This is a genomic window from Pseudomonas fluorescens, from assembly GCF_001902145.1.
Lineage (GTDB): Bacteria > Pseudomonadota > Gammaproteobacteria > Pseudomonadales > Pseudomonadaceae > Aquipseudomonas > Aquipseudomonas fluorescens_BV.
On the sequence record NZ_MRST01000027.1, the window covers coordinates 810,412 to 823,327 of the forward strand.

The window sequence follows — 12,916 nt, forward strand, 5'->3', positions numbered from 1 at the left end:
CAAGCCAGCTCCCACAGGAAACCTGATCGGCTTTTGCGCAGGCTTTTGATTTTGATCTCAGGCGCCCCGTTAAACCACGCTGGCCGAACGCAGGCTTGAATCCGTGGGTAACCCGGCAGGACGCCGGGTTAGCCGCACTGGGCCAGGGATGGCCCATTGCGGCGGCCCACGGATTCAAGCCGGAGAGAGGGCACACCGAGCCTAGGCGAGGTGCCGAGTGGTGGGGCGAGGACCTTTTGGTTACTTTTGGGTCCTTCCAAAAGTGACCCGCTGTAAGAGCGGAACCATAAGTGGTCGTTGCCGCAGCAATGGATATGTACACCGATCCACCGCTATCGCCGGCAAGCCAGCTCCCACAACTGGATCGCGTGAACACCGTCAGATCCCACATAGCTTGCGCAACAAATCGGTGTCCAAGTGGTGCTCCACCAAGTCCGCCAACCGCTCGATATCGCGCTCGCGCAAGCCGTGATAATCCACCTCTTGCACATCCTGCAACCCGGCCCAACGCAGCAACGCGCTGCACGCAGCCGGGGTCTCGAACAGGCCGTGCAGGTAGGTGCCTAGAATTTGCCCATCGGGGCTCTGCGCGCCATCGCTGCGGCCATCGTCCAGCAGTACCGCAGCGCTTGCCAAGGCAGCGCCGCAGGTCACCCCCGCATGGATTTCATAGCCGCTGACGTCGGCATCTTCCAATACCAGACGCCCACGCACATTGCGCAGTTGTTTCTCTTGCTCCAGGGTGGTGCTGAACGCCAGCAACCCAAGGCCGGCACTGGAGCCCGCAAGCCCCTCCAGGCCCAATGGGTCATGGACTTGCTCGCCGAGCATCTGCAAGCCGCCGCAGATCCCCAGCACCTTGCCGCCATAACGCAGATGCCGCACCACGGCGGTGTCCCAGCCGTTGGCACGCAGATAGGCCAGGTCACTGCGCACGCTTTTCGAGCCCGGCAGAATGATCAGGTCAGCGGCAGGTATCGCCTGGCCCGGCCCGACGAACTGCAAGTCCACCTGGAGATGCAAGCGCAGCGGGTCGAAGTCGGTATGGTTGCTGATGCGCGGCAGCACCGGCACCACCACCTTGAGCACCTGGGCGGCCTTGTTGATCTGGCGCTGGTCGATGCCGTCTTCCGCCTCCAGGTGCAGGTCCATCACGTAGGGCAGCACGCCGACTACCGGTTTGCCGGTGCGCGCCTCGAGCCAGTCCAGGCCTGGTTGCAGCAACGCGATATCGCCGCGAAAACGGTTGATGATGAAGCCCTTGACCCGCGCCTGCTCACTGGGCGACAGCAGCTCCAGGGTGCCGACCAGATGGGCAAACACGCCGCCGCGATTGATGTCCGCGATCAACAGCACCGGGCAGTCCACCGCTTCGGCGAAGCCCATGTTGGCAATGTCATTGGCGCGCAGGTTGATCTCGGCCGGTGAGCCCGCGCCTTCGACCATCACTACCGGGTAGGCCTGGCTCAAACGCGCGTGGGAGGCCAGCACCGCTTGCATCGCAATGGCTTTGTAGTCGTGATAGGCCACGGCATTCATGCTGGTGACCGCACGGCCATGGATGATCACTTGGGAGCCGGTGTCGCTGTTGGGCTTGAGCAATACCGGGTTCATGTCGGTGTGGGGTGCCAGGTTGGCTGCCTGGGCCTGCACCGCCTGGGCACGGCCGATCTCGCCGCCTTCGGCGGTCACCGCGCTGTTGAGCGCCATGTTCTGTGGCTTGAATGGCGCCACCGCGACGCCCTGGCGTACCAGCCAGCGACACAGCGCAGTCACCAGGGTACTTTTACCGGCGTCGGACGTGGTGCCCTGCACCATCAACGTGGTCATGTGGCTTCCTTGTAGGCGGCCAGGGCTTCGTCAAGGCGCAGCCAGTCGGCTTCGGTGTCGGGCAGGCCCAAGCGCACGCTGCTGTTGTGCACAAACAGGCGCAGCAGGATGCCGCGCTGGGCCATGAACTCGTACAGCCGTTCAGCGTGGGGGGTAATCAACCACTGGAACAATGCGCAGCCACCGTGGGGTTGAAGGCCGCGGCGCTCAAGCAACTCGCAAAGACGCTCGCCGGCCTGGATGCAACGATTGCGCTGGCGGGCATGCCCGGCGGTATCGCGCAGGCACACTTGACCCAGCACCCGCGTCGGCCCGCTGACGGCCCAGGGTCCGACCTGTTCGGCCAACAGCTTGAGCAACTTGCGCTCGGCCAGCACAAAGCCCAGGCGCACGCCGGCCAGGCCGAAGAACTTGCCGAATGAGCGCAGCACGATCAAGCCGACCTGATGGGCATGGCTGGCCAGGCTCAAGTCCGGGGTCACGTCAATGAATGCCTCGTCCACCACCAGCCAGCCGCCGCGTTGGGCCAGCCGCGCATGCCAGTCCAGCAGGCGTTGGGGGCTCAGGCTCAAGCCCGTGGGGTTGTTGGGGTTGACCACCACCAGCACGTCGAGGCTGTCGAGAAAGAAGTCGACTTCCTGCTCCTGCACTTCACGCACCACATAACCGGCGCGACGCCAGGCTTCGGCGTGCTCGGCATAACAGGGCGAAAGCACGCCGACCTTGCCGGAACGACGCAGGCGCGGCAGCAGTTGGATCGCCGCCTGGGAGCCCGGCACCGGCAGCAATGGGGCGGCGCCGTAGTACTCGCTGGCAGCCTTCTCCAGACCGTCATCGGTTTCCGGCAAACGCGCCCAGGCACGCAAGGGAATCTCGGGAATCGGCCACGGCCAAGGCGCCAGGCCGCTGGACAGGTCGAGCCAATCCGCTTCGGCAATGCCGTACTCAATCGCGGCCTTACGCAGCCGACCACCATGTTCAAGCATAGATTTGCGCCCCCACGCACAGAACCAGCAGCCACAGCCATACGCCGCGCTGCACCAGTTGCCAGCCGCGATCAATGGAATCGGCGTCGGCCGGCGGGCCTTCGCCCAATGGCGGGCGCTGATGCACCTCGCCGTGATAAATCGCCGCGCCGCCCAGCTCAACACCCAAGGCACCGGCCCCCGCCGCCATCACCGGGCCGGCGTTGGGGCTGTCCCAGGTCGGGCCCTGGGTGCGCCAGCATTTGAGCGCCAGGCGGGTTTTACCCAATAGCGCGTAGGTTAAAGCCACTAAACGCGCAGGAATATAGTTGAGCACATCATCGATCCTGGCGGCTGCCCAGCCGAAGCGCTCAAAGCGCTCATTGCGATAGCCCCACATGGCATCCAGGGTGTTGCTCAGACGATAGAGCACCACGCCCGGCACACCGGCCACCACGAACCAGAACAACGCGGCGAATACCGCATCGCTGCCGTTCTCCAGCACCGATTCGGTGGCTGCGCGCGCGACTTCAGTGCGGTCCAGTTCGCTGGTCTGGCGGCTGACCAGGTAACTCACACGCGTGCGCGCTTCGTCCAGGTCGTCACTGCGCAGGGCCTGGGCCACTGGCATCACGTGCTCGCCCAGGCTGCGCATGCCCAAGGCGCAGTACAGCGCCAGGATCTCCAGCAGCCAGCCAATATAAGGCGCCCACGACAACGCCGTGGCCAGCAGGGTCAGCGGCACCACCGCGATAAACCACGCGGTCACACCATGGCTGCGCCAGCCACGCCCGCCAGTATTGAAACGTTGCTCGATGCGCCCGGCGAAATTGCCGAACGCCACCAGCGGATGCCAGCGCCTGGGCTCACCCAGCAGCGCATCCAGCGCCACCGCAGCGACACACAGCAAGGCCACACTCATTGACTCACTCCCCACTTGTTTTCATACAGCATGTCACTGAGCGGTCGCGGCTCGGCCCAGCCCTCAAGCTGCAACATCGGTGCCGGGTAAAACTCGGCCACCGGGCCCAGGCACAACACTGCGAGGGGTTTTGCCCCAGGTGGCAAACCCAGCAACTCGGCCAGGGCCTGGGGGTCGAACAGCGAAACCCAGCCCATGCCCAACCCTTCCACACGCGCCGCCAGCCACAGGTTCTGGATGGCGCAGGAGAGCGAGGCCATGTCCATTTCCGGCAAGGTGCGGCGCCCGAAGATGTGGCGCTCGCGATCGTCCATCAAGGCGGCGACCAGTACCTCAGCGCAGTCGTTGATGCCTTCGACCTTGAGCTTCATGAACGCATCGGAGCGCTCGCCCATAGCCTGGGCGGTGCGCACGCGCTCTTCTTCCACCAACTGTTGAATCTGGCTGCGCAACGAGCGGTCGCTGATGCGGATAAAACGCCACGGTTGCATCAGGCCGACGCTGGGCGCCTGGTGCGCGGCCTGGAGCAGGCGCTGCAGCAGTTCAGGCGCGACGTTGCCGCCAGTGAAGTGGCGCATGTCGCGGCGTTCGGCGATGGCGCGGTAGACGGCCTCGCGATCGGCTTGGGGGAAAGCGTTGTCAGTCATGGCCTCATCGGGGGCAAGCCCCCTCCCACATTTGGAATGCATTCCCCTGTGGGAGCTGGCTTGCCTGCGATAGCGGTCTCAAGGTCTGGCGCGAACAACGCGGCCACCGCGCCAGGATTCGACGGAAAATAAAAGTGCACATAGGACGCGGTCATGCGCCCCTGCCGATAGACCGCTTCGGCACCGCGCCCGCCGTTAGGGCTAAGTCCACGGGCAATCGGCGCCCATTCGGTACTGGTCAGGGAATGATGATAGGTATGCCCACGCAAGGCCCCCTCCGGCAGCTCGACGCTTTGCAGCGCCAGGGCCGCGAGTTTCTTCTGCATCACCGCATCGCCCTGCAACAAGCCAACCAGTTCGGCGCGTGTACCCTCCACATCGGTCAAGGAGTCGAGCAGATAGAGCATGCCGCCACATTCGGCGAGCAGTGGCTTGCCAGCGGCGTGATGAGCACGAATGGCGTGCAGCATCGAGGTATTGGCCGACAATGCCTGGTGATGCAGTTCCGGATACCCGCCGGGCAGATAGAGGCTGTCAGCTTCAGGCAGTTGCCGATCATGAATCGGTGAGAAGAACTTCAGCTCGGCGCCCATCGCCCGCAACAGATCCAGGCTGGCGCCGTAGGTAAAGGCAAAGGCTTCGTCACGAGCGACGGCAATACGCACACCGGCAAGCAAGGGCTGGGCCTCGACCACTTGCGGCGCGGCAAAGGTCACCGGCGGCGGCAGGGCCACTTCGCAGCTGCTGCCCAACGCCTGGGCGGCGGCATCCAGGCGTATATCAAGGTCATTCAGTTCGCTGGCTTGCACCAGGCCCAGGTGGCGGCTGGGCAGTTCGATGCCGGTCTCGCGGGACAATGCGCCGTACCAACGCAAGCCCTCGGTGAGGCTGCCTTCAAGCAATTGCGCATGGCGCAGGGTGCCGACGCGGTTGGCCAGCACGCCTGCGAACGGCAGGTCGGGCTGATAGCGCGCCAGTCCCAGGGCCAGGGCGCCGAACGTCTGGGCCATGGCGGTGCCATCGATCACGCCCAGCACCGGTACGCCAAAGTGCCGCGCCAGGTCAGCGCTGGAAGGCGTGCCGTCGAACAGGCCCATCACGCCTTCGATGAGGATCAGGTCAGCCTCCCCCGCTGCCTCCCAGAGCAGGCGGCGGCTTTCCTGCTCGCCCACCATCCACATGTCCAACTGGTACACCGGCGCGCCACTGGCACGCTCGTGGATCATCGGGTCGAGAAAGTCCGGCCCGCATTTGAACACGCGCACCTTGCGTCCCAGGTTGCGGTGCAAACGCGCCAGCGCGGCGGTGACCGTGGTTTTGCCCTGGCCGGACGCCGGAGCGGCGATCAATACGGCCGGGCAATGACGGGGCTGATTCAAAGTTCGACGCCTTTCTGTGCCTTGATACCGGCCTGGAACGCGTGCTTGAGCATGCCCATTTCGGTGACGGTGTCGCCCATTTCGATCAGCTCAGGCTTGGCGCCACGGCCGGTGACCACCACATGCTGCATGGGCGGGCGGGCTTGCAGGTCGCTGAGTACCTGATCCAGGTCAAGGTAACCGTGCTTGAGGGCGATGTTCAGTTCGTCCAGCACCACCAAGCCGATGGAGGAGTCATTCAACATGGCCCGGGACACCGCCCAAGCCGCTTGGGCAGCGGCGATATCGCGCTGGCGATCCTGGGTTTCCCAGGTGAAGCCTTCGCCCATCACATGGAACCGCACCTGCTCGGGGAAGCGGCGGAAGAACAATTCTTCGCCGGTGCTGTTACGCCCCTTGATGAACTGCACCACACCGCATTGCATGCCATGGCCCATGGCCCGGGCCAACATGCCGAACGCCGAACTGCTCTTGCCTTTGCCGTTACCGGTCAGCACCAGCAGCAGGCCGCACTCGTTGGGGGAATTGGCGATGCGCTCGTCAATCACGGCTTTTTTGCGCAGCATGCGCGCCAGGTGGCGTTCGTCGCGGTCGGGGGAATCAGTCATGGCAGCTCTCCGTTGGGGCTGGACAAAAACGGCGGGCAGGAAAAAGAAAAAACAGACAGCCAAGCATCGCCCACCGTGATGCTGTTGAATGTTCAAGGCCGGTCTCCGGGCTCATGAGTGGCGCTTTTGATAGCAAGCAGCCGAGGGTGCGCCTTCCCATATCGCACGCGATACAGTGGCAAACAGCACCGTCTTGACTCATTTACCGTTGCGGGGGCAGCGCCGGAATCGCGGCGGCACTGTGTACAAGTGCGCTCACTCACCGGCTTCCCTGTTTCACTCTGTCGACGCGCGCGCCACAGAGCACCTGGAACAAGCCGCGAAGGTTAGTGGGTTGGGGGTGGAGCGTCAATTAAAGCTGGCCTTGTACTTGAACCATCTGCCGTTCGTGCTTCTCTACCCCTACAGGTATCAAGGAGAAAACCATGCCTAAAAGCCGACTTGCCCTACTGATCATGCTTGCAGGCAGCCTCGCCGCGTGCGGCGAAAGCTCGACCCTGCAGGTCGCCGATGGCACCGGTCCCTCGCCCAGGCTGCCGGAGCCGAACAAGACGCTGATCCCAACCGTCAATATCGCCCCGGCCGTCGGCTGGCCCGAAGGCGCCAAGCCCGTCGCCGCCGCCGGCACCCAAGTGGCCGCGTTCGCCGAAGGCCTGGATCACCCTCGTTGGCTCTACGTGCTGCCCAACGGTGACGTGCTGGTGGCCGAGACCAATGCACCGCCCAAGCCGGACGATGCCAAAGGCCTGCGCGGCTGGGTGATGGAAAAAGTCATGGATCGCGCTGGCGCCGGGGTGCCGAGCCCGAACCGTATTACCTTGCTGCGCGATGCCGACCATGACGGTGTGGCAGAAACTCGCACGGTGTTCCTGGAGAACCTCAATTCGCCGTTTGGCATGACCTTGGTGGGCAACGATCTGTATGTGGCCGATTCGGATAAGTTGCTGCGCTTCCCCTATCAACCGGGTGAAACCGCAATCACCTCCCCAGGCACCAAGGTGGTGGATTTACCCGGTGGCCCCTTGAACCACCATTGGACCAAAAATGTGGTGGCCAACCAGGACGGCAGCAAGCTGTACGTGAGCGTCGGCTCAAACAGCAATGTCGGCGAAAACGGCCTGGAAGCCGAACAGGGTCGCGCCGCCATTTGGGAAGTCGACCGCGCCAGCGGCCAACACCGCATTTTTGCCTCCGGCCTGCGCAACCCCAACGGCATGGCTTGGGAACCACAGAGCGGCAAGCTGTGGACGGCAGTCAACGAGCGCGATGAAATCGGCAGTGATCTAGTGCCGGATTACATCACCTCGATCAAGGATGGCGGCTTCTACGGCTGGCCATTCAGCTATTACGGCCAGCATGTGGATGTGCGTGTCACCCCGCAGAACCTGGACATGGTCGCCAAGGCCATCGCTCCCGATTACGCGGTTGGCCCTCATACTGCGTCGCTGGGGCTGACCTTCGCCGAAGGCAGCAAACTTCCCGCCCCCTTCAGTAATGGCGCATTTATCGGCCAGCATGGTTCCTGGAACCGCAAACCGCACAGTGGCTACAAGGTGATTTTCGTTCCGTTCGAAGGGGGCCAGCCGAAAGGGCAACCTGTGGATGTGCTGACGGGGTTTCTTGATAGCGATGAGAAAGCCATGGGCCGGCCGGTCGGCGTGGTGATTGACCGGCAGGGGGATTTGCTGGTGGCCGATGATGTGGGCAATAAGGTTTGGCGGGTTTCAGCTGCCAAATAGTCCATTTGAACAGCGCCACAAAAACAATGTGGGAGCGGGCTTGCTCGCGAAAGCGGTGGTTCAGTCAGAAAATTTATCGACTGATACTCCCCCTTCGCGAGCAAGCCCGCTCCCACATCGGGTGCTGTATTCGGCTAGGGGTTACGCGCCAGATTCCCTGGCAACACGCGCTTGGCACTCAGGTAGGCATTCTGCCAATACGCTTTGGACAGCGTATCCAGCTTCACTGTACCGCCGGTCTGCGGCGCGTGTACGAAGCGGCCCTCCCCCACATAGATGCCCGCATGGCTGACCCGCGAACCACCACCGGTGGCGAAGAACAGCAGGTCGCCGGTTTGCAGGTTTTGTTCGCTGACGTCCTGGGCACGCATCACGATCAATTCACGGGTGGTGCGCGGCAATGAGATGCCGGCAGCGTCGCGGAATACAAAGCCGATCAGGCCACTGCAATCAAATCCCGAGTCCGGTGTGTTGCCGCCCCAGCGATAAGGCGTGCCGACCAGGCCCAGCGCACGGAAGAGCACGTCTTCGGCAGCCGGCGAGAAATTCTGGGTGGTGTAGTTGAACACCGGCTTGGGCTTGACCGCGACAGGCGCGGGCGGCGGTGTACGACTGGCGCAGGCGCTGAGCAGCGCGGCGCAAACAATAAGCATCAGGCGGGCCGAGGTCGACATGTGCAGAACAATCCTGGTCTGGATGCGGCTTTCGCTGCCGAACGTTGAAAACCAGAACGCGCAAGCAAAGCTCGCGCGAACGGATGACAACAATGTCCAGGGATTCTAGCGCTTACACGTCAAACTTCAAGTATCACTTTAACTTTACTTACTAGCGGTAACCGTAGTCGGGGCCATGGCGAGTGCGCGCTTGGCTTCGATGAAGGTTTTGCTCCAGTAGCTGTCACCCAGGTTATCGACCCGAACACCACCACTGCGGCGGCTGCTGGAGTGGATAAACTGGTTATCGCCCAGGTAGATACCGGCGTGGCTGACACGACCGCGGCCACTGGTACTAAAGAAAAGCAGATCACCGGGCTTGAGGTTGTTGCGTGCGACCAACGGTGCATTCACGTTGATCATTTCGCGCGTGGAGCGCGGCAGGTTCATACCGGCCTCTTCACGAAACAGGTAGCCAATGAACCCGCTGCAATCAAAACCGGCTTCCGAGGTGCCGCCGAAACGATAACGGGTACCGATCAAGGACATGCCGCGCTCAAGGATGCTGTCGGCCAGAAGAGGCAACTGGTATGGCTTGTTATCGGAAAGTTCGGCGAGTTCTTTTTCGGTTGCCACCTCTTCTTCATAAACAGAAGCAGACTGTGCAGCAACGAACTTTGCCTGATTTTGAACCTGTGGTTTTTGCTGTTCTGCCACCTGTTGAGGGTGGGAGGCGCAACCAAACAACAGGGTAACGAGTGCGAGAGGCACGAGGGGTGCGAAGCGATTTAGCATGGGCACGACCGTGGCTGATGTGTAAAGAAGCCGAGACTATGCCCTCTATCACATCGATTTGCAAATTCAATCGCGATCTATGTGACTTATCGTTTCGACTATGCCATCTAAGCCGTGATCCCGTTTATCGCTTCAGTTGCGTAGCCCTTCAGGCTCAAACGCAGGTTTTCTGACGCCTTGAAAATGCCGAAATATGGAAAATCAAGACCTTACCAACCCAAGGTTTCTTTCAGGAAAGGGATCGTCAATTTTCTTTGCGCCTGCAAGGAAGCCTGGTCGAGTTGCTCAAGCAAATCGAACAGCGCGCTCATGCTACGGGTGCCGCGGGTGAGGATAAAGTGCCCGACTTCATCGGTCAGGTGCAGGCCACGCCGGGAAGCACGCAGTTGCAGCGCGCGCAGCTTGTCCTCGTCGGACAACGGGCGCATCTGGAAGATCAACGCCAGGGTCAGGCGCGACTTGAGGTCAGCCAGCTTCACCGGCAGTTCACGCGGCGAGGTGGACGCGGCGATCAGCAAGCGCCGGCCGCTGTCACGCAGGCGGTTGAACAGATGAAACAGCGCCTCTTCCCACTCCGCCTTGCCGGCCACTGCCTGCAGGTCGTCGAGACACACCAGTTCATATTGCTCAAGGTTATCGAAGATGCCGATCCCGCGGTCCATCAACTCGGCCAAGGGCAGGTAGACTGCCGGCTCCCCCGTCTGCTCGAAACGCAGGCAAGCGGCTTGCAGCAGGTGGGTACGCCCCACGCCATGCTTGCCCCACAGATAGATCAGGCTTTCAGTCCACCCGGCGTCGGCTTCGCAAAGCCGCTCCACATAGCCGAGTGCAGCGGCATTGGCGCCTGGGTAGTAGTTGATAAAGGTAGCGTCATCACGCAGACGCACACCTAGGGGCAGCTGAATCGGTTTCATGCTGACTGAACGGCTCCCATCGAACCGTTAGTGGCCTCTATGTAAAGTTTGCAAAGTTTATACCCGTGACGCCGGGCGCACAATGCAGCAGACCACAAGCAAAATCAAAGGTTTGCGTTAACCCGGCGGTTTTACGCAGATTGTTTGACGCACCCGGCGCCAGAAACAACAAACCCGGCCAGGGCCGGGTTTGTGACGCCGCGATTACAATTCGGGCTCATCCACCCCTGTATACACGTCCGAATCCTTGTACAGGTCGTGCACATGGCGCACCAGCACCATGATCACCGCCGCCACCGGCAGCGCCAACAGGATGCCGGTAAAGCCGAACAGCTCGCCACCCGCCAGGATCGCAAAGATCACTGCCACCGGGTGCAGGCCGATCCGATCGCCCACCAGCAGCGGTGTCAGCACCATGCCTTCCAACGCCTGGCCCACCATGAACACTGCGACAATCCCCAGCATCGGATACAGGTCGCCACCGAACTGGAACAGCCCGGCCACCAGCGCCGCACCAATGCCGATCACAAAGCCCATGTACGGCACGATGGCCGCCAGGCCCGCGATCAAGCCGATCAACAGTCCCAGCTCCAGGCCGATCGCCATCAGGCCGGCAGCGTAAATCACCCCCAGGGCCAGCATCACCAACAACTGGCCACGCACGAACGCGCCCAGCACCTCATGACACTCCGCAGCCAGGGAAACAACGCGCTCTTCCCGGTCGCGGGGCAGCAAGCTGCGGATCTTGGCCATCATGATGTCCCAGTCTCGCAGCAGGTAGAACGCCACCACCGGGATCAGCACCAGGTTGGTCAACCAGCCGATCAGCGCCAGGCTCGACGCAGTCGCCTGGCTGAGCACCACCGTAACGATATCGGTGGTCTTGTCCATGTGCTCGCTGATAGCTGCCTTGACCTTGTCGAACTTCCAGAAGCCATCCGCCAGCCCGAACTTGGACTGGGCCCACGGCATTGCCGTGTGCTGCAACCAGTCGAGCATCTGCGGCGCCAGTTCATAGAGACGAAACAGCTGCTTGGCCAACATCGGCACCAATATCAACACCAGCGCCGTGATGATCAACGTGAACAGCGCAAACACCGTGATCACGCCCCATGTACGCGACATGCCGACTTTTTCCAGGCGATCCACCACGGGATCGAACAGATAGGCGAGCAGCAGCGCCACCAGGAACGGCGTCAGGATCGAATGCAGCAAGAACACAAAAACGCACAGCAGGACAATCCCGCCAAGCCACACCCAACGACGCGTATCCGCCATAAACCACTCCATCTGTTTTTACGCCCTTCTTCTATATAGAAGGAGGAACACTATTTACCAACGAAAACGCAGTTGTGCCTGGGGCTCAGGTGCAACAGCCGGTTGCGTGCCATCGATCACCACTGGCTGGGCCGGGGCTTCGCCAGCAGGGATCTCCTGCAGCTTGGCCAGGCTCAATTGGGTGCGCAGTTGTTCGGCGCTGCCATTGACGCGATACACAATCCGGTTGCCATCCACCCACTGCGGCTGGCCGCCAAAGGGCTCCAGCAAACGACCCAGGGCGGCGTAGCGCTCCAGGTTCATGCCTTGCACTTCAAGCAGTTGCTCACTGCTCACCCCTGGCTTGACCGCAAAGCGCGGCGCCAGCTTTTGGCTGACCGCCAGCAATACCGCGTCGGCGAGCGCGGCAGTGTCAGCGCCTTGGGCGGTACCCTCTTCAGCCTTGTCGCCTAGCCACAGGCGCCATTTGGCCTGCCATTGACTGCCTTCCTGGCGCGCATGCACCGCCAGCAAAGCATCGGCACCGTAACGCTCGGAGGCTGCGCGCAAAGGCGTGGCGTCCGGGCTTTCAAGATTCGGCGCGGTGGCGACTACCTGTTCATCCAGGTCTCCGAGCGGCAAGCGCAGCGGCAGACCCCGGTGTTGCGCGGCCCGGCGCAAGGCCTGGGCAACGGCCTGGCCATCGCCGACCAGGCTGCTGCCTTCAGTTGAATCGTTCAGCCACCAACCCAGGATCGGCGGCCGGTTGCTGCCCCAGATCGACAGGCCCGCATCACGCAAGGCGCGGTCGGTGCTGACCGGGTCGAAGTCCACTTGCAGGCTTTCCGGCGGGCCGGCGTCGTAGCCGTACTGGCTGATGATTTGTTGCGGGTCTTTGCGGATCGCCGCCAGGCCAGGACCATCGGCGGCCTTGGCGTCGCCGGTCAGGCGGATCACCAGGGTCTGCACGGCACGCTGGGTGGCCTGGTCGCGCTCTTGGGGCGACTGGCTGCTGACCGGTTCAAGTACTTGATAGAGGCCATTGAGGGTTTCGGCATGACTCGCCAGGCTGACCAACGACAAGCAGCCTACAAAGAAGAATTTACACAGACGCATGGAAGATTCCCGAACGACAATTTTAGCGGTTGGAACAGACCGCGTGATCTCGGCTTGGCAAGGCTGTGACACAGCGACCGGTAAAACATTC

At 62.1% G+C, this 12,916-nt stretch carries 12 protein-coding genes and 1 riboswitch; of the genes, 1 reads left to right on the top strand and 11 read right to left on the bottom strand.

Annotation, left to right across the window (positions count from 1 at the left end):
- Nucleotides 1-378: 378 nt before the first annotated feature.
- Genes BUE92_RS26875 through cobO form a run of 6 tightly spaced genes read right to left on the bottom strand, consistent with a single transcriptional unit; the run spans nt 379 to nt 6,351 of the window.
- The gene (locus BUE92_RS26875; RefSeq protein ID WP_073527135.1) at nt 379-1,830 is read right to left on the bottom strand and encodes a cobyric acid synthase; all 1,452 of its coding nucleotides are present in this window, start codon (nt 1,828-1,830) and stop codon (nt 379-381) included.
- Nucleotides 1,827-2,816, bottom strand: coding sequence for a threonine-phosphate decarboxylase CobD (cobD, locus tag BUE92_RS26880; RefSeq protein WP_073527136.1), 990 nt, complete (start codon nt 2,814-2,816; stop codon nt 1,827-1,829). Before cobD ends, BUE92_RS26875 begins: the two co-directional genes overlap by 4 nt.
- A complete protein-coding gene (cbiB, locus tag BUE92_RS26885) occupies nt 2,809-3,717 on the bottom strand; it encodes an adenosylcobinamide-phosphate synthase CbiB (RefSeq protein WP_072447489.1) in 909 nt (302 codons plus the stop codon). Before cbiB ends, cobD begins: the two co-directional genes overlap by 8 nt.
- Nucleotides 3,714-4,364 carry a 5,6-dimethylbenzimidazole synthase gene (bluB, locus tag BUE92_RS26890; RefSeq protein ID WP_073527137.1) on the bottom strand — a complete coding sequence of 217 codons (651 nt, stop codon included), beginning with the start codon at nt 4,362-4,364 and terminating at the stop codon, nt 3,714-3,716. The genes cbiB and bluB overlap by 4 nt, the downstream gene beginning before the upstream one ends.
- Nucleotides 4,361-5,743: a cobyrinate a,c-diamide synthase gene (locus tag BUE92_RS26895; RefSeq protein ID WP_073527138.1), complete on the bottom strand. Its 1,383-nt coding sequence runs from the start codon at nt 5,741-5,743 to the stop codon at nt 4,361-4,363. The genes bluB and BUE92_RS26895 overlap by 4 nt, the downstream gene beginning before the upstream one ends.
- Complete coding sequence (cobO, locus tag BUE92_RS26900) at nt 5,740-6,351, bottom strand: cob(I)yrinic acid a,c-diamide adenosyltransferase (protein WP_073527139.1); 612 nt, start codon at nt 6,349-6,351, stop codon at nt 5,740-5,742. Before cobO ends, BUE92_RS26895 begins: the two co-directional genes overlap by 4 nt.
- Nucleotides 6,352-6,430: 79 nt before the next feature.
- Nucleotides 6,431-6,677: riboswitch (cobalamin riboswitch) on the bottom strand.
- A gap of 99 nt (nt 6,678-6,776) precedes the next feature.
- Between cobO and BUE92_RS26905 the strand changes: the two genes are divergently transcribed.
- On the top strand, nt 6,777-8,090 hold the full coding sequence (locus BUE92_RS26905) for a PQQ-dependent sugar dehydrogenase (protein ID WP_073527140.1): 1,314 nt from the start codon (nt 6,777-6,779) through the stop codon (nt 8,088-8,090).
- 134 nt (nt 8,091-8,224) lie between these two features.
- Here the strand turns inward: BUE92_RS26905 and BUE92_RS26910 are convergent, their stop codons facing one another.
- The 5 genes from BUE92_RS26910 to BUE92_RS26930 all read right to left on the bottom strand — a co-directional run bounded on the left by BUE92_RS26910 (nt 8,225) and on the right by BUE92_RS26930 (nt 12,825).
- Complete coding sequence (locus BUE92_RS26910) at nt 8,225-8,764, bottom strand: C40 family peptidase (RefSeq protein WP_073527141.1); 540 nt, start codon at nt 8,762-8,764, stop codon at nt 8,225-8,227.
- A gap of 144 nt (nt 8,765-8,908) precedes the next feature.
- The gene (locus BUE92_RS26915) at nt 8,909-9,538 is read right to left on the bottom strand and encodes a C40 family peptidase (protein WP_073527142.1); all 630 of its coding nucleotides are present in this window, start codon (nt 9,536-9,538) and stop codon (nt 8,909-8,911) included.
- Nucleotides 9,539-9,747: 209 nt separating this feature from the next.
- Complete coding sequence (gene hda / locus BUE92_RS26920) at nt 9,748-10,452, bottom strand: DnaA regulatory inactivator Hda (RefSeq protein ID WP_073527143.1); 705 nt, start codon at nt 10,450-10,452, stop codon at nt 9,748-9,750.
- A gap of 204 nt (nt 10,453-10,656) precedes the next feature.
- Nucleotides 10,657-11,730, bottom strand: coding sequence for an AI-2E family transporter (locus tag BUE92_RS26925; protein ID WP_003193054.1), 1,074 nt, complete (start codon nt 11,728-11,730; stop codon nt 10,657-10,659).
- A 54-nt stretch (nt 11,731-11,784) separates the two neighbouring features.
- On the bottom strand, nt 11,785-12,825 hold the full coding sequence (locus BUE92_RS26930) for a DUF2066 domain-containing protein (protein ID WP_073527144.1): 1,041 nt from the start codon (nt 12,823-12,825) through the stop codon (nt 11,785-11,787).
- Between the last annotated feature and the right edge of the window lie 91 nt (nt 12,826-12,916).